We start from the raw sequence: 14,056 nt of genomic DNA, 5'->3' as shown, positions 1-14,056 counted from the left end.
CGATGGATCAACCGCTGATCAACCGAATCGTCGAAGGCGCACTGCTGGCATCGCCGCAGCCGCTGACCCTGGTGCAGCTCAAGGAGCTGTTCCCGGAAGACGAGCCGGCGCCGGCAGGCAGCGTGGAACGCGCATTGGAAACCCTGCGCGAGGCCTGCGGCGAGCGTGGCGTGGAACTGGTGGAGGTGGCCTCCGGCTTCCGTTACCAGGTCACCGCCGAAGTGCATGGGCATATCAGCCGGTTGTGGACCGAGCGCAAGACGCGCTATACCCGCGCCACGCTGGAAACCCTGGCGCTGATCGCCTACCGGCAGCCGATCACCCGTGGCGAGATCGAGCAGGTACGTGGCGTGGCGGTGAGCAGCAACATCATCCAGGCCCTGGAAGAACGTGAGTGGATCCGGGTGATCGGCCACCGCGACGTGCCTGGCAGGCCGGCGCTGTTCGGCACCACCAAGGGCTTCCTGGATTATTTCGGCCTCAAGCGGCTGGACGAACTACCGCCGCTGTCCGAGCTCAAAGACCTGGCCGAACTGGAACCGCAGCTGCCGCTGGGGCCGGATGGCCAGCCCGATGCGCCGCAGCCCGCCACGGCCGCCAGCCCGGGTGCAGCAGCCAATGATGACGATGCCCCGGCCGCCGGTGGCACCGATGAAGAAGGCATCCCGGCCGCCGCAGGCGCCGATGCCGGACCCGTATCCCCTGCCGCGCCCGTCGCGGCAGACCCTGATGAGCAAGCACCTTCGCCCAGCGACAACGGGCACCCCGACACCGCGCCGGGCACGCGCGCGGCGCCAGTGAACGAGAGCGAAGACAACGCCGTCGCGAAGACGACCGTGGCTGTTGACCTAGCCGATTCCGAACCAGAGGCCGACGACCAAACGCCGGCCGGAGCCAAAGTTAATGAGTGATACCCCCCGCAAGCTGTCGTTGAACAAGCTGTCGCTGAAGCGCGAAGCCACCTCCGAACAGTTCAAGCTGGAAGAACGCCTGCACAAGGTGCTGGCACAGGCCGGCCTCGGTTCGCGCCGCGCGCTGGAACAGCGCATCGCCGAAGGCCTGGTCAAGGTCAACGGCGAAGTCGCGCAGACCGGCATGTCGGTCCGCAGCGGCGACCGCATCGAGCTGGATGGCCGTGGCTTCGTCGCCACCGCCCTGGCCGAACCGTCGCGTGTGCTGATCTACAACAAGCCGGAAGGCGAAGTGACCACGCGAGAAGATCCCGAAGGCCGCCCGACCGTGTTCGAGTCGCTGCCGGCGCTGAAGGGTGCGCGCTGGATCGCCGTGGGCCGCCTGGACATCAACACCACCGGCCTGCTGCTGGCCACCACCGACGGTGAACTCGCCAACGCGATGATGCACCCGTCCTTCGAGGTCGAGCGCGAATACGTGGTGCGCGTGCGCGCCCCGGAAGGCCAGGAAAAGGTCGACGACAACACCATCCTGCGTCTGCAGCGTGGCGTCGCGCTGGAAGACGGCCCGGCCAAGTTCGATGAAGTCGAGCGCATTGGCGGCACCGATTCGCATGACTGGTTCCGCGTGGTGGTGAAGGAAGGCCGCAACCGCGAAGTCCGTCGCCTGTGGGAATCACAGGGCTGCCAGGTCAGCCGCCTGAAGCGTACCCGCTATGGCACCGTCAGCCTGCCGCGCGAACTGACCCGTGGCCATTCGGTGGAACTGCCGACTGCCCAGGTCGAAGCGCTGCGCGCCAAGTTGAACCTGGAAGAAGGCGCACCGTCCGCGCTGACCCTGCAGCCGGTGATCGGCCAGCGTCGGGCGGCCAAGACCACCGTGCGCATGGGCCGCGATGGCGGCCGGGGCACGGCCTATGTCAACGGCCACAACACCGCCGATGAAGGCCGCGAGCTGCGTCGCTTCGACAACGTCCGCGAAGAGCGCGGTCGTGGTCGCGGTGGCAAGGGCGGCGGCGGTTTCAAGGGTGGCCTGACGGTCAGCGGCGAAGCCGCGGCCAAGCAGTCGCAGCGCCCGTTCAAGGCACGCCCGCAGAAGAATGATCGTGGCCTGCCGGAAGGCAATCCGGCCGCGTTCCGCAGCTGGTACGTGCCGGACGGCGTCAGCACCGGCCCGAGTGGCCACCGCAACGCCGGTCCGGGCGCGGCGCGCGGCCCAGGCGCACGTGGCCCCGGTGGCCCCGGTGCACGCGGTCCGGGTGGTCCGGGCGCTCGCGGCCCCGGCGCACGCGGTCCCGGCCAGGGCGGTGGTTACGGCCAAGGCCAGGGTGAAGGCGGTCGTGGCGGTTATGCCAAGCCGAAGTCGCCGGGTGCCGGTGGCAACCGCGGTGGCCAGGGTCAGGGCGGCCAGGGCAACAAGCATCCGTATGGTCATCCGGGTAACGCGCCGTCGTTCCCGTCCGACCACGCCAACCCGGGCTTCAGCCCGTACGGCAGCACCCCGCGTCCGGCCAGCGGCAATCGCGGACCGGGCGGCAACCGCTCGGCCGGCGGCCCGGGCGGCAACCGCGGACCGGGTGGTCCCGGCGGCAATCGCGGCCCGGGTGGTCCGGGTGGCAACCGTGGCCCGGGTGGTCCCGGCGGCAACCGCGGTCGCGGTGGTCCGCGCGGCGGCTGATCCCCTCGCGTGATGCAACAGAAAAACCCGGCCTCGGCCGGGTTTTTTGGTAGTGACGGCCGCTGGCCCTCATGCCGGGCGGGTGGGTGAGGACCTTGGTCGTCACCTACAACGCCTTTGCTCAGCGCCGTTCGATGGTGAACGCCGTTCCGTCGATCCCCAGGTCCCAGCCCTTGCCGGTGCCGGCCAACGCCAGCGAGATATCGCCCTTGGTCATCGCCACCGCGCCACTGGAGCGGACCGCCCCGGCATGCGCGCTGACCGCCGCATAGGTGCCGAACAGGTCATCGGGGGAATACGCCCCGCTGAAACGGCCCGTGCCATCGACGATCTTCGACTTGCCCACGGTAAGGCCACCGCCCCTGACCTTCAGCGTGACCGGCATGCGCATGCCGTTGTCGCATGTGATCGTGCCGTTGCCGGAGGCGGTCTTGTAGAACACCGACCAGCCCGACAGGTCATAGCGCAGGCTGCATTCGATGTTGCCGGCCGCCTGCGCTGCGGGAGCGGCAAACGCCGACGCCAACAGCACAGCCATCAGGGAAACAGTGTTCTTCATCGTGGGGATACTCCGGATGCGTGATGCGCCGAATCTAGCAGCGCGCCGCCCCGTCAGGACAGGGCCGGCCGCGCCAGTCCGCTGCGCGGTTCAGCCTGCGCGCGGCGGCGGGTCCAGTTCGAAACGGTCTGCGTCCAGCATCGCCGGGAAGCGCGCGCGATGGGCGGCCAACGCCTGTGCCGACAACGTGGTGGTCACCACCTGCTCTACCTCGCGCACCTCAACCTGCGGCTGGCCCAGGTAATCAATGACCGCGCTGTCACCGGCGTAGTGCAGGTCGTTGCCATCCACGCCTACCCGGTTCACCGCCGCCACGAAACACAGGTTTTCGATCGCCCGTGCACGCAGCAGCGTCTTCCAAGCGTACGCCCGCGCCGAAGGCCAGTTGGCGACGAAGATCTGCAGGTCGAAATCCAGCTGCCCTGCCCGCTCCACGTCGAAACGGTTGCGGCAGAACACCGGGAAACGCAGGTCGTAGCAGACCTGCGGATTGATCCGCCAGCCCTTCCACTCCACGCTCAGGCGCTCGCGCCCGGCGGCATAGCGTTCGTGCTCGCCCCCGTAACGGAACAGGTGGCGCTTGTCGTACTGCTGCAGAACGCCATCCGGAGTGGCAAACAGCAGCCGGTTGTAGACCGCATCGCCTTCGCGCAGCTGCACGCTGCCGGTGACCGCCGCGCCCAGTTTCACCGCCTGCTCGACGATCCACGCAATGGTGGGGCCGTGCATGTCTTCGGCCTGGCTGATCGCCGCGTTGGAGAAACCGCTGGTGAAGGTTTCCGGCAGCACCACCAGGTCGGTCGTGCCGACCAGCGGCGCCAGCAGCGCGGCGTAATGCGCGCGGTTGCCCTCCGGATCGTGCCAGCGCGTATCGCCCTGCACCAGGCTGATGCGCAGGTCCTGCGCGGCGGCGCTCACAGCCGCTGCAACCGTTCAATGGCCGCATCCAGCGTGGCCTCGTTCTTGGCAAAGCACAGCCGCACGATGCGCTGCCCGGCCGGCGGCGTCTCGTAGAAAGGCGACAGCGGGATCGCCGCCACGCCCTTTTCGATGGTCAGCCACTTCACGAATTCATCGTCCGGCAGGTCGCTGATGGCCGAGTAATCAACCAGCTGGAAGTAACCGCCCGGCACCGCCAGCGGTACCAGCCGGGTCTGCGCCAGCTGCTCGCGGAAGCGGTCGCGCTTGGCCTGGTAGAACGCCCCCAGTTCAAGGTGGTGCTCCGGTTCGTCACGGATCATCGCGGCGAAACCATGCTGCGCGGGGCCGAAACTGGTGAAGGTGTTGTACTGGTGCACTTTGCGGAATTCCGCGCTCAGCGCTGGCGGCGCGACCGCATAGCCGATCTTCCAGCCGGTGCAGTGGTAGGTCTTGCCGAAGCTGGAAATCACAAACGCGCGCGCGCGCAGTTCCGGGTGTCGCAGCGCCGACTCGTGGCGACGGCCGTCGTAGATGATGTGTTCGTACACCTCATCGGAGATCAGGTAGATGTCCGTCCCACGCAGCAGGTCGGCCAGCGCCTGAAGGTCGGCCTCGTCCAGCATCGCACCGGACGGGTTGTGCGGGGTGTTGACCATCAGCAGGCGGGTGCGCGGGGTGATCGCCGCGCGCACGCGGTCCCAGTCCACCGCGAAGGTCTGCGGGTCCAGTGGCACGTGCACCGCACGTGCGCCTGCCAGGTCGATCGCCGGTTCATAGCAGTCGTACGCGGGGTCGAGCACGATCACTTCCTCGCCGGCACGCACGACGGCGTGGATGGCGTTGAAGATCGCTTCGGTGGCGCCGCTGGTGACGGTGATCTCGGTATCCGGGTCCACCTGCGCGCCATACAGGTCCAGCGACTTCTGCGCGATGGCCTGGCGCAGCGGCGCCACCCCGGTCATCGGCGGATACTGGTTGAGTCCTTCGGCCATCGCGCGGGTGGTGGCATCGATCAGGCGCTGCGGCGCGCTGAAATCGGGGAAGCCCTGGCCGAGGTTGACCGCGCCGTGTTCGGCGGCCAGCTGGGACATCACGGTGAAGATGGTGGTGCCCACCTTGGGCAGCTTGGTCTGCGGTTGCATCGGCCTGTGCGGGGAGCGGAAGACAGGCGTGAAGTGTACTGCGGGGGGTGAAGCGTGACGACCAACGGTCGTCACCCACCGGGTGCTGGAGTCGCCGCCGCCGGGTGCTGGGGTCGCCGCCCACCTGCAGCTGCCCGCGCGCTCCGCAAGCCGGCGCGGGCGGCTAGAATCATGGCCCGTCCGCCGTGCAGAGATCGTGTCCCTTGAATACCCCTGCGCTGCTGGCCGCACATGGCCTTTGCTTCTCACGAGATGACGAACGCGTGTTCGGGCCGCTCGAGTTCCATGTCGATACCGGCGAAGCGCTGCTGGTGCAGGGTGACAACGGCGCCGGCAAGACCACCCTGCTGCGCGTGCTGGCAGGCCTGCTGCGGCCGTCCGCCGGCCGGGTGGAGATCGATGGCCGCGCCGCCAGCACCGCCGAACGCGCGCGCTTCGTCGCCTACCTGGGTCACCTGCCCGCCATGAAGCCGGACCTGGATACGCTGCAGAACCTGCATTTCCTGTGCGGGCTGCATGGCCGCCGCGCGCGCCAGATGCCCGGCAGCGCACTGGCCGTGGTCGGGCTGGCCGGCCATGAAGACACCCTGGTGCGGCATCTGTCCGCCGGACAGAAACGCCGTCTGGCGCTGGCGCGGATGTGGTTGTCGCCGGCACCGCTGTGGCTGCTGGACGAACCCTATGCCAACCTCGACCTGGAGGGCATCAACCTGGTCAACCGGATGATCTCCGCGCACCTGCGCGGCGGTGGCGCCGCGCTGGTCACCACCCACGGCGCGTATGCCGCCCCGCCGGTGCGCACGCGGCAGTTGCAGTTGGCGCTGCCGCAGGTGGCCGCATGATCGCGCCCGGTACCGAGCCCGGCCTGTGGCAGACCGCGCGTGCACTGGCCGTGCGCGACCTGCGGCTGGTCTGGCGCCGCCGCGGCGATGCGCTGCAACCGGTGCTGTTCGCGTTGCTGGTGGTGGTGCTGTTCGCGTTGGCATCAGGCCGCGATCCGCAGCAACTGACCCGCAACGCCGTCGCCGTACTGTGGCTGGCGGTGCTGCTGGCCGGACAGCTGGCGCTGGATTCGCTGTTCCGCTCCGATGCCGAAGACGGCTCCCTGGAACAATGGCTGCTGGCGCCGGTGCCGCTGGCCTGGCTGGTGCTGGTGCGCGTGCTGATGCACTGGCTGACGACGGCCCTGCCGTTGATCGTGCTCAGCCCGCTGCTGGCGGAAATGCTGCATCTGCCACATGACCAACTGCCGATGTTGCTGGCATCGTTGCTGCTGGGCACGCCGCTGTTGAGCCTGATCGGCGGCATGGTGGCGGCACTGACGGTGGGCATCCGGCGCTCTGGTATCCTCGTGGCGTTGCTGTCCTTGCCGCTGTACGTACCGGTGCTGGTGTTCGGCGCAGGCAGTGTCGCCGCTGCTGCACGCGACCAGGATCCGTATGGCGCGCTGTTGATGCTCGCCGCCGGGCTGGTGGTGGCACTGGTGCTGGCGCCACTGGCCACCGCTGCCGCCATCCGCATTTCCTTGAGCTGAGCCACACCGACCACCCGGGATAGCCGCTACCGCATGCAACCGATCGTCCGCTGGTTCCACCAACTCGGCTCACCGCCCACCTTCGACCGTTTCGCCCGTCGCTGGTCCCGTGTCTTCCACCTCGCTGCGCTGCCGGTGCTGGCCTTCGGGCTGTGGCAGGCGTTGTTCGTGGTGCCGGCCGACTACCAGCAGGGCGACAGTTTCCGCATCCTGTTCGTGCACGTGCCCAGCGCGTGGATGAGCCTGTTCGTGTTCGCGCTGATGGCGCTTTATGCAGCCATCGCAATGGTGTGGAAGATCAAGGTCTGCGAGGTGCTGGCGATGGCGTGCGCACCCATCGGTGCAGGCTTCACCCTCATCACCCTGCTCACCGGCAGCATCTGGGGCCGGCCGATGTGGGGCACCTGGTGGGACTGGGACCCGCGCCTGACCACCGAACTGATCCTGCTGTTCCTGTACTTCGGGGTGATCGGGCTGTACATGGCCATCGAAGACCGGCGCAATGCCGCGCGCGCGGCGGGCCTGCTGGCCATCGTCGGGGTCGCGCTGCTGCCGGTCATCCGTTATTCGGTGGACTGGTGGGGCAGCCTGCACCAGGGCCAGACCATCCGCCTGTTCGGGCCGACCACGCTGGATTCCAGCATGCAGCTGCCGCTGTGGCTGATGGTGATCGGTACCAAGCTGTGGTTCGTCGGCTCACTGTTGGCCAAGGCGCGTGCGGACAACCTGCAGCGTGAAGCCGGCAAGGACTGGGTGCAGCGCCAGCTGCAGGGGGAAGCATGAATTACCTGGGCTACGTGGTCGCCGCCTACGCAGTGTTCGTCGGGGTGCTGGCCATCGATGCGATCGGCTCGCGCCTGCGCCTGCGCCGCGCACGGCAGGACGCCCGCCAGCGCCAGCAGCGGCAACAGGCGCGGCGCTCGGCCAGCCCCGGCAACGGCGTGCCGCTGGAGCTGGAGCGATGAACCCGCAGCGCCGGCGTCGACTGCTGTGGGTACTGCTGCTGGTGGCCGCTTCCGGGCTGGCCACCGCGCTGGTGGCGATGGCCCTGCAGCGCAACGTGGCCTACCTGTACACCCCGGCCGAAGTGCTGCGTGGTGATGCCGGCAGCGCCGAACGCTTCCGCTTGGGCGGCATGGTCGCCAAGGGCTCGCTGAAGCGTGAGCCCGGCTCGCTGGTGGCGCTGTTCACCGTCACCGATGGCGATGCGGACATGACCGTGCGCAGCGACCAGATCCTGCCCGACCTGTTCCGCGAAGGCCAGGCGGTAGTGGTGACCGGACGCCCGCAGGGTGATCGCTTCATCGCCGAAGAAGTGCTGGCCAAGCACGATGAAACCTACATGCCGAAGGAACTGGCCGACAAGATGGGCAAGGCGCACGTCAAGCACGATGTGCCCGTGCCTGCGCCGGAGGTGCGCTGAGTGCTGCCCGAACTGGGACAGATCCTGCTGCTGCTGGCGTTGTTGGCCGCGCTGCTGCAGGCCAGCCTGCCGCTGATCGGGGCGCAGCGCGGCATCGCCAGCTGGATGCAGGTCGCACGACCGGCGGCGCTGGCGCAGCTGCTGCTGGTGGCGGCCGCCTTCGCGGTGCTCACTGCTGCGTTCGTACAGCAGGATTTCTCGGTACGTTACGTTGCCGAAAACTCCAATACGCTGCTGCCGATGGTGTATCGCTGGTCAGCGGTGTGGGGCGCGCACGAAGGCTCGCTGCTGCTGTGGGCGCTGGTTTTGGCCGGTTGGACCGGCGCGGTGGCGATGGGGTCGCGGCAATTGCCCGCTACCGTGCAGGCGCGCGTGCTGGCGGTGATGGGCCTGGTCAGCATCGGCTTCCTGGCGTTCCTGATCTTCACCTCCAATCCGTTCGCGCGCCTGATCCCCGCGCCATTGGAAGGCCGTGATCTCAATCCCCTGCTGCAGGACCCGGGACTGATCATCCACCCGCCGATGTTGTACCTGGGCTACGTCGGCTTCTCGGTGCCATTCGCGTTCGCGGTCGCCGCGCTGCTGGATGGCCGGGTCGACACGCGCTGGGTGCGCTGGACACGGCCGTGGACCAACGTGGCCTGGGCTTTCCTCACCCTGGGCATCGCGCTGGGCAGCTGGTGGGCCTACTACGAACTGGGCTGGGGCGGCTGGTGGTTCTGGGATCCGGTGGAAAATGCGAGCTTCATGCCATGGCTGGCCGGCGCCGCGCTGATCCACTCGCAGGCAGTCACCGAAAAGCGCGGCACCTTCGCCAGCTGGACCCTGCTGCTGGCGATCGCCGCCTTCGCGCTGTCCCTGCTTGGCACCTTCCTGGTGCGTTCGGGCGTACTGACCAGCGTGCATTCCTTCGCTGCCGATCCTTCGCGGGGCATGTTCATCCTGCTGTTCCTGGCGATCCTGGTCGGCGGCGCACTGCTGCTGTTCGCGCTGCGCGCCGGCAGCCTGGGCGTGGACAGCAGCGACCCGCGCCGCGGCTTCACCGCCACCTCGCGCGAGACCCTGCTGCTGGCCAACAACCTGCTGCTCGCCAGTGCCTGTGCGATGGTGCTGCTGGGCACCCTGTATCCGTTGCTGGCTGATGCGATGGGGATGGGCAAGATCTCCGTCGGGCCGCCCTACTTCGGCAGCCTGTTCCTGCTGCTGATGGCGCCGCTGGTGCTGCTGCTGCCGTTCGGCCCGCTGGTCAACTGGCAACGCGACCAGCCCTCTCGCGCAGTGGCGCTGCTGCTGCCGTGGCTGCTGCTGGCGGTGCTGCTGGCCGCGTTGGCCTGGTGGCGCGCACCGCAGAACGGCTGGAAGGTCGGCCTTGGCGTCGGCGCGGCTGCCTGGATCGGACTGGGCACGGCACGCTTCATCTGGCAGCGGCTGCGTGGCAATGGGCGCTTCACCGCAGAAATGACCGGCATGCTGCTGGGCCATGTGGGCATGGCGGTGTTCCTGGCCGGCGCGCTGCTGGTGGAAGCGCTGAACGTGCAGCGCGAAGTCGCCCTGTCTCCCGGGCAGACCGTGGTGGTGGGCCGCCATGAGATCCGCTTCGAAGGCGTCGACCATCGCGAGGGCCCGAACTTCAGCGCCGACCGCGGCCACCTGCGGGTGTTCCGCGATGGCCGCGAACGCGCCCTGCTGCATCCGGAAAAACGCCTGTATGCCAGCGGTGGCCAGGTGATGACCGAAGCCGGCATCGACGCGCGCCTTTCCGGCGATGTCTACGTGGCAATGGGCGAGCCACTGGGCAACAATGCATGGGCCGTACGCGTGCATATCAAGCCATTCGTGCGTTGGATCTGGCTCGGGGCGCTGCTGATGGCGCTCGGTGGCCTGGTCGCTGCCGTTGATCGTCGTTTCCGCCGTCCGTAGGAGTTCTGTTTTCCATGTCCGAATCCCCCGCCCCCCGCCCTTCCCGTCCGCTGCCGCCGGTGGCCATCGTGATCGGCGTGCTGTTCTTCTTCGGCCTGCTCGGGCTGATGGTGTATGGGGTGATGAAGAGCGGCGATCCGCAGCGCGATGTCCTGCCCTCGCCGCTGATCGGCAAGCAGGCGCCGGCCTTCGAACTGCCGGTGCTGCACGATCCGCACATCCAGGTCCGCAGCGAAGAGCTGCGCGGCGCGCCGTACCTGCTCAATGTCTGGGGCAGCTGGTGCGCGGCCTGCCGCGAGGAACATCCGGTGCTGACCCGCTTCGCCGAAACCAAGCGCGTGCGGGTGATCGGCTACAACTGGAAGGATGAACCGGCCGATGCCCTGCGCTGGCTGGAACAGCTCGGCAATCCCTTCATGGTGGTGTTGAGTGATATCGAAGGCCGCACCGCGATCGACTGGGGCATCACCGCCGCACCGGAAACCTTCCTGGTGGATGGCAGCGGCGTGGTGCGCTGGAAGTACAGCGGCGCGATGACCCAGGCGGTGATCGAGCAGAAGTTGATCCCGGCGCTGGAACAGGTCGAGAAGTCCCAGGCCGATGCCGGCAATGCACTGCACGCCACGCCCTGATCGCCACCGGGCCAGCCAGCTGGCGGGCGGCCTGCTGATGGCCGTGCTGCTGCTGGCATCGCTGTTCTGCAGCGTCGCCCGCGCGCAGCAGCCCGTGCATGATGCGCGGCCGCTGCAGTTCACCGACGATGCCGAAGAAGCCCGCTTCCACGCGCTGGCCGCGCAGCTGCGCTGCGTTCAATGCCAGAACCAGTCACTGGCCGATTCCAATGCACAGATCGCCCAGGACCTGCGCCGCGAAGTGCTGCAGTTGATCCAGCAGGGCCATGACGATGCCGAGGTGAAGCGCTTCCTGGTGCAGCGCTATGGCGAGTTCGTGCTGTACCAGCCCACGCTGCAACCCGGTACGTGGCTGTTGTGGGGCGGACCGTTGCTGTTCCTGCTGGCCGGCGCGCTGCTGGTGTGGCGGCTGGTGCGCCGCCGCGGTGGCACGGTGGTGGTGGACGAAACCCGCGGTGACGGCTGGTGACGGCCGGCTTGGCCGCGCTTGCCGGCGTTGCTGGCGTGCTGCTGGCGCTGGCGGTGCTGTGGCCGCTGCGCGCGCGTGGGCGGGTGGGATTCCTCATTGCCTGCCTGAGCATCGGCCTGGCCAGCGCCAGCCTGTACCTGCTGGTGGGCGATCCGCGCGCCGCGCAGGCACCGGGCGCCCCCTCGCTGGCGGAGCTGCGCGATGGCGTGCAGGCGCTGGAACAGGCACTTGAGCAGGAACCGCAGCGCGCCGATGGCTGGGTGCTGCTGGGCCGCTCGCGCGGCGAACTCGGCCAGCTTGATGCCGCTGCTGCTGCGTACAGCCGGGCTGCGGCGCTGGCGCCGGACGACGCCGGCGTGCTGGTGGAAGCCGCCCAGGCGCGTGCCCAGGCTGATCCGGAAAAACATTTCGATGACCGGGCGCTGGGCTGGCTGCAGCATGCGCTGCAGGTGCAGCCCGATGCCGAACGCGCGGCCTGGCTGCTGGGTATCGCGCTGCGCCAGCGCGGCCGCGATGCGGAAGCGGTGGCCGTGTGGTCAGCGCTGCTGCCGCGCCTGCAGCCCGGGGCGGCGGCTGCGCTGCAACAACAGCTGGTCATCGCACGCACTGCGGCGGGTGCCGGAACGCCCGCCGCTTCAGCAGGCGCGGTGCAGGAAAACGCGACGCCCCTGCTGAGCATCCGCATCGCGCTACCGCCCGGTTTCGATCCCGCGCAGTGGCCGCAGGGCGCGGCGCTGTTTGTGCTGGCACGTGCACCGGCAGGCCCGCCGATGCCGGTGGCGGTGCGCCGCTATCCACTGCAGGCGCTGCCTGCGAGGGTCACCCTCAGCGACGCCGACAGCCCGATGCCGACCCAGCCGCTGTCTTCCCACGCACAGGTAGAGGTGCTGGCGCGACTGTCACGCACCGGCACGGCGTCGCACGCCGAGGGCGATCTGGAAAGCGAGCCGGTGACGGTGCAGATGCCGCAGACTGGCGAGCTGGAGCTGCAGCTGCGGTAAGGCCGTCAGGCCGTGGTCCGCTGCGCTCGCCGACCATGGGTCGGCGCTACCGACCTGCCTTGGTAGCGCCGAGCCATGCTCGGCGGAATCCTGCCGCTCACGGGCCGCTGCGCTCGCCGACCATGGGTCGGCGCTACCGACCTGCCTTGGTAGCGCCGAGCCATGCTCGGCGGAATCCTGCCGAGCACGGACCGCTGCGCTCGCCGACCATGGGTCGGCGCTACATGGCCTGCGCATGCCCGGCGGACGCAGCAACGAAAAAGCCCGGCGCGAGCCGGGCTTTTCGGTAGTGCCTCAGAACACCAGGCTTAGTCGCCCTGCTGCTTCTGCATGTGTTCCCAGCGCTCCTGCGCATCGATGGTGCGCTCGGCGGTCAGGCGCGCTTCCAGGCGATCCAGGCCGATCTCTTCGCCGGTATCGACGCAGTAGCCGTAATCACCTGCTTCCAGGCGCTTGAGCGTGCTGTCGATCTTGCCGATCAGCTTGCGGTAACGGTCGCGGGTGCGCAGCTCCAGCGAGTTCTCGGTTTCGCGGGTCGCGCGCTCGGCTTCATCGCCGATATCACGCACTTCCTCGCGCAGGTTCTCGATGGTCTGCTTGGATTCTTCCACCAGATCGGCGCGCCAGTCCTGCAGGCGCTTGCGGAAGTACTCCTGCTGCAGCGGGCTCATGTATTCCTCTTCTGCGCCCGGCTTGTAGCCGGCAGGCAGGATCGGACGGCCGGTGGCTTCGTCGGTCTTGTACTCGACCACCTTGTACTTGCTGCGCGGCGCCGGAGCGGTCGAGCGTGCGGTCACTGCCACGGCGACCTTGCCCACCGGGCGGGCAACGGTCTTCGGGGCGGCATCGGATTTCACAGGGGTTTTCGCGGACGATTTCGAAACGGGCACGGGATTCTTGATTTGCGGGGCCTGCTTGGCTGGCGCCTTGGCCACCTTTTCAGGTGCCTTGGTGCCGGCGTTGCTGGCCGGGACAGACGTGGCCGGAACCGGCGGGGCCGGCTTCGGTACGGACTTCACTGCGGGCGCCGCCACCGGCTTGCCGGTGGCTTTGCCGACCGCGGGCTTTGCCGTGGCGGTCTTGTTCACCGCCGGACGGGCCGACGGCTTGCTTGCGGACGCCTTGCCGGAAACCGGCTTGGCGGCCTTGGCCGCCTTGGCGACCGTGGAAACCTTCTTTGCCGGGGCCGGCTTGGCCACGGGCTTCTTTGCGACCTTGCCGGCCGGTTTGGCAACCGGCTTGGCGGGCTTCGCAGCGCCCTTGGCCGGCTTGCTGGCGACCTTGGCCGGCGCTTTCTTCGCCACTGCCTTGGTCACCGCCGTCTTCTTGGCCACGACCTTTTTCGCCGGTGCCTTGGTCACTGCGACCTTCTTGGCCGCGACCTTCTTCACCGGCGTTTTCTTCGCGGGCGCTTTCGCTGCCGGCGCCTTGTTCGCCGTGGCCGTCCTGGCCGTTGTCTTCCCCGTTGCCTTGGCCACCGGCTTTGCCGGCTTGCTGGCTACAGACTTGGCCGCCGTCTTCTTCGCAACAGGGCTGGCGGACTTCTTGGCGGCCTTGACGGCCTTTTTTGCAGATTTTTTAGCAGCCACGAAACGCTCTTCCTTGGATTCCCCGGGGCCCGGGAAAGCGGGCCTTTATAGCCTACCCGGCCGACTGCAGCAACCGCGTGACAGGACGCACACACGGCCCTCGCAACACGGGGCTGTGGGTTGCCCGGAACCCGCATCATCTGCTGCGCGGCACGGAACCTGGTCGGCAGCCATGCCGCCGACATGGCTGCGGCGCAGGACGCGTGCGGCAGCCAACGCCCCATCCTGCGACAAATATGCGCCGCTGCCAACCATGTATCCCACCGGCTCCCACTGA

Annotated in this window: 15 protein-coding genes; 11 read left to right on the top strand and 4 right to left on the bottom strand. The window is 68.4% G+C overall.

Annotated features, from left to right (window positions below):
- Nucleotides 1-2: 2 nt before the first annotated feature.
- On the top strand, nucleotides 3-911 hold the full coding sequence (gene scpB, locus IFT63_RS04300) for an SMC-Scp complex subunit ScpB (protein ID WP_042615193.1): 909 nt from the start codon (nucleotides 3-5) through the stop codon (nucleotides 909-911).
- The gene (locus tag IFT63_RS04295; protein ID WP_042615194.1) at nucleotides 904-2,589 is read left to right on the top strand and encodes a pseudouridine synthase; all 1,686 of its coding nucleotides are present in this window, start codon (nucleotides 904-906) and stop codon (nucleotides 2,587-2,589) included. The genes scpB and IFT63_RS04295 overlap by 8 nt, the downstream gene beginning before the upstream one ends.
- A gap of 121 nt (nucleotides 2,590-2,710) precedes the next feature.
- Here the strand turns inward: IFT63_RS04295 and IFT63_RS04290 are convergent, their stop codons facing one another.
- The 3 genes from IFT63_RS04290 to IFT63_RS04280 form a co-directional block, all read right to left on the bottom strand.
- Complete coding sequence (locus tag IFT63_RS04290) at nucleotides 2,711-3,148, bottom strand: hypothetical protein (protein ID WP_042615195.1); 438 nt, start codon at nucleotides 3,146-3,148, stop codon at nucleotides 2,711-2,713.
- A gap of 90 nt (nucleotides 3,149-3,238) precedes the next feature.
- The gene (locus IFT63_RS04285) at nucleotides 3,239-4,066 is read right to left on the bottom strand and encodes an amidohydrolase (protein WP_042615196.1); all 828 of its coding nucleotides are present in this window, start codon (nucleotides 4,064-4,066) and stop codon (nucleotides 3,239-3,241) included.
- Nucleotides 4,063-5,211: a pyridoxal phosphate-dependent aminotransferase gene (locus IFT63_RS04280; RefSeq protein ID WP_192083338.1), complete on the bottom strand. Its 1,149-nt coding sequence runs from the start codon at nucleotides 5,209-5,211 to the stop codon at nucleotides 4,063-4,065. The genes IFT63_RS04285 and IFT63_RS04280 overlap by 4 nt, the downstream gene beginning before the upstream one ends.
- A gap of 203 nt (nucleotides 5,212-5,414) precedes the next feature.
- On the opposite strand from IFT63_RS04280, the gene ccmA reads away from it, so the two are divergent.
- From ccmA to IFT63_RS04235, 9 genes are read left to right on the top strand one after another with little or no spacing between them, the layout of a single operon-like run.
- Nucleotides 5,415-6,053: a heme ABC exporter ATP-binding protein CcmA gene (ccmA, locus tag IFT63_RS04275; RefSeq protein ID WP_101098508.1), complete on the top strand. Its 639-nt coding sequence runs from the start codon at nucleotides 5,415-5,417 to the stop codon at nucleotides 6,051-6,053.
- A complete protein-coding gene (ccmB, locus tag IFT63_RS04270) occupies nucleotides 6,050-6,745 on the top strand; it encodes a heme exporter protein CcmB (protein ID WP_192083337.1) in 696 nt (231 codons plus the stop codon). Before ccmA ends, ccmB begins: the two co-directional genes overlap by 4 nt.
- A 33-nt stretch (nucleotides 6,746-6,778) precedes the next feature.
- Nucleotides 6,779-7,528 (top strand): heme ABC transporter permease, encoded by a 750-nt coding sequence (locus IFT63_RS04265; protein ID WP_192083336.1) that lies wholly within the window; start codon nucleotides 6,779-6,781, stop codon nucleotides 7,526-7,528.
- Nucleotides 7,525-7,710: a heme exporter protein CcmD gene (ccmD, locus tag IFT63_RS04260; protein ID WP_042615201.1), complete on the top strand. Its 186-nt coding sequence runs from the start codon at nucleotides 7,525-7,527 to the stop codon at nucleotides 7,708-7,710. Before IFT63_RS04265 ends, ccmD begins: the two co-directional genes overlap by 4 nt.
- Nucleotides 7,707-8,168 carry a cytochrome c maturation protein CcmE gene (gene ccmE, locus IFT63_RS04255; RefSeq protein ID WP_192083335.1) on the top strand — a complete coding sequence of 154 codons (462 nt, stop codon included), beginning with the start codon at nucleotides 7,707-7,709 and terminating at the stop codon, nucleotides 8,166-8,168. Before ccmD ends, ccmE begins: the two co-directional genes overlap by 4 nt.
- Nucleotides 8,169-10,088, top strand: a complete 1,920-nt coding sequence (locus IFT63_RS04250) for a heme lyase CcmF/NrfE family subunit (protein WP_192083334.1) — start codon at nucleotides 8,169-8,171, stop codon at nucleotides 10,086-10,088. It begins immediately after the preceding gene.
- A gap of 14 nt (nucleotides 10,089-10,102) precedes the next feature.
- Nucleotides 10,103-10,720, top strand: a complete 618-nt coding sequence (locus IFT63_RS04245) for a DsbE family thiol:disulfide interchange protein (protein WP_042615204.1) — start codon at nucleotides 10,103-10,105, stop codon at nucleotides 10,718-10,720.
- 37 nt (nucleotides 10,721-10,757) lie between these two features.
- Complete coding sequence (locus IFT63_RS04240) at nucleotides 10,758-11,189, top strand: cytochrome c-type biogenesis protein (protein WP_249404391.1); 432 nt, start codon at nucleotides 10,758-10,760, stop codon at nucleotides 11,187-11,189.
- An 8-nt stretch (nucleotides 11,190-11,197) separates the two neighbouring features.
- Entirely contained in the window at nucleotides 11,198-12,190 is a 993-nt protein-coding gene (locus tag IFT63_RS04235; RefSeq protein WP_249404329.1) for a cytochrome C biogenesis protein, read from the top strand.
- 308 nt (nucleotides 12,191-12,498) lie between these two features.
- Here IFT63_RS04235 and dksA read toward each other — a convergent pair whose 3' ends face one another.
- Nucleotides 12,499-13,779, bottom strand: coding sequence for an RNA polymerase-binding protein DksA (gene dksA, locus IFT63_RS04230; protein WP_192083332.1), 1,281 nt, complete (start codon nucleotides 13,777-13,779; stop codon nucleotides 12,499-12,501).
- Nucleotides 13,780-14,056: the final 277 nt, after the last annotated feature.

The sequence above is a fragment of the Stenotrophomonas sp. CFBP 13724 genome (assembly GCF_014841975.1).
Lineage (GTDB): Bacteria > Pseudomonadota > Gammaproteobacteria > Xanthomonadales > Xanthomonadaceae > Stenotrophomonas > Stenotrophomonas lacuserhaii.
This window is presented reverse-complemented; position numbering and strand designations above follow the sequence as displayed.

What these genes read in the sequence shown, in the direction of transcription:
- scpB (WP_042615193.1), top strand. Translation starts at nt 3, where the DNA reads ATGGATCAACCGCTGATCAACCGAATCGTCGAAGGCGCACTGCTGGCA.
- IFT63_RS04295 (WP_042615194.1), top strand. Translation starts at nt 904, where the DNA reads ATGAGTGATACCCCCCGCAAGCTGTCGTTGAACAAGCTGTCGCTGAAG.
- IFT63_RS04290 (WP_042615195.1), bottom strand. Translation starts at nt 3,148, where the DNA reads ATGAAGAACACTGTTTCCCTGATGGCTGTGCTGTTGGCGTCGGCGTTT.
- IFT63_RS04280 (WP_192083338.1), bottom strand. Translation starts at nt 5,211, where the DNA reads ATGCAACCGCAGACCAAGCTGCCCAAGGTGGGCACCACCATCTTCACC.
- ccmB (WP_192083337.1), top strand. Translation starts at nt 6,050, where the DNA reads ATGATCGCGCCCGGTACCGAGCCCGGCCTGTGGCAGACCGCGCGTGCA.
- IFT63_RS04265 (WP_192083336.1), top strand. Translation starts at nt 6,779, where the DNA reads ATGCAACCGATCGTCCGCTGGTTCCACCAACTCGGCTCACCGCCCACC.
- ccmD (WP_042615201.1), top strand. Translation starts at nt 7,525, where the DNA reads ATGAATTACCTGGGCTACGTGGTCGCCGCCTACGCAGTGTTCGTCGGG.
- ccmE (WP_192083335.1), top strand. Translation starts at nt 7,707, where the DNA reads ATGAACCCGCAGCGCCGGCGTCGACTGCTGTGGGTACTGCTGCTGGTG.
- IFT63_RS04245 (WP_042615204.1), top strand. Translation starts at nt 10,103, where the DNA reads ATGTCCGAATCCCCCGCCCCCCGCCCTTCCCGTCCGCTGCCGCCGGTG.
- IFT63_RS04240 (WP_249404391.1), top strand. Translation starts at nt 10,758, where the DNA reads ATGGCCGTGCTGCTGCTGGCATCGCTGTTCTGCAGCGTCGCCCGCGCG.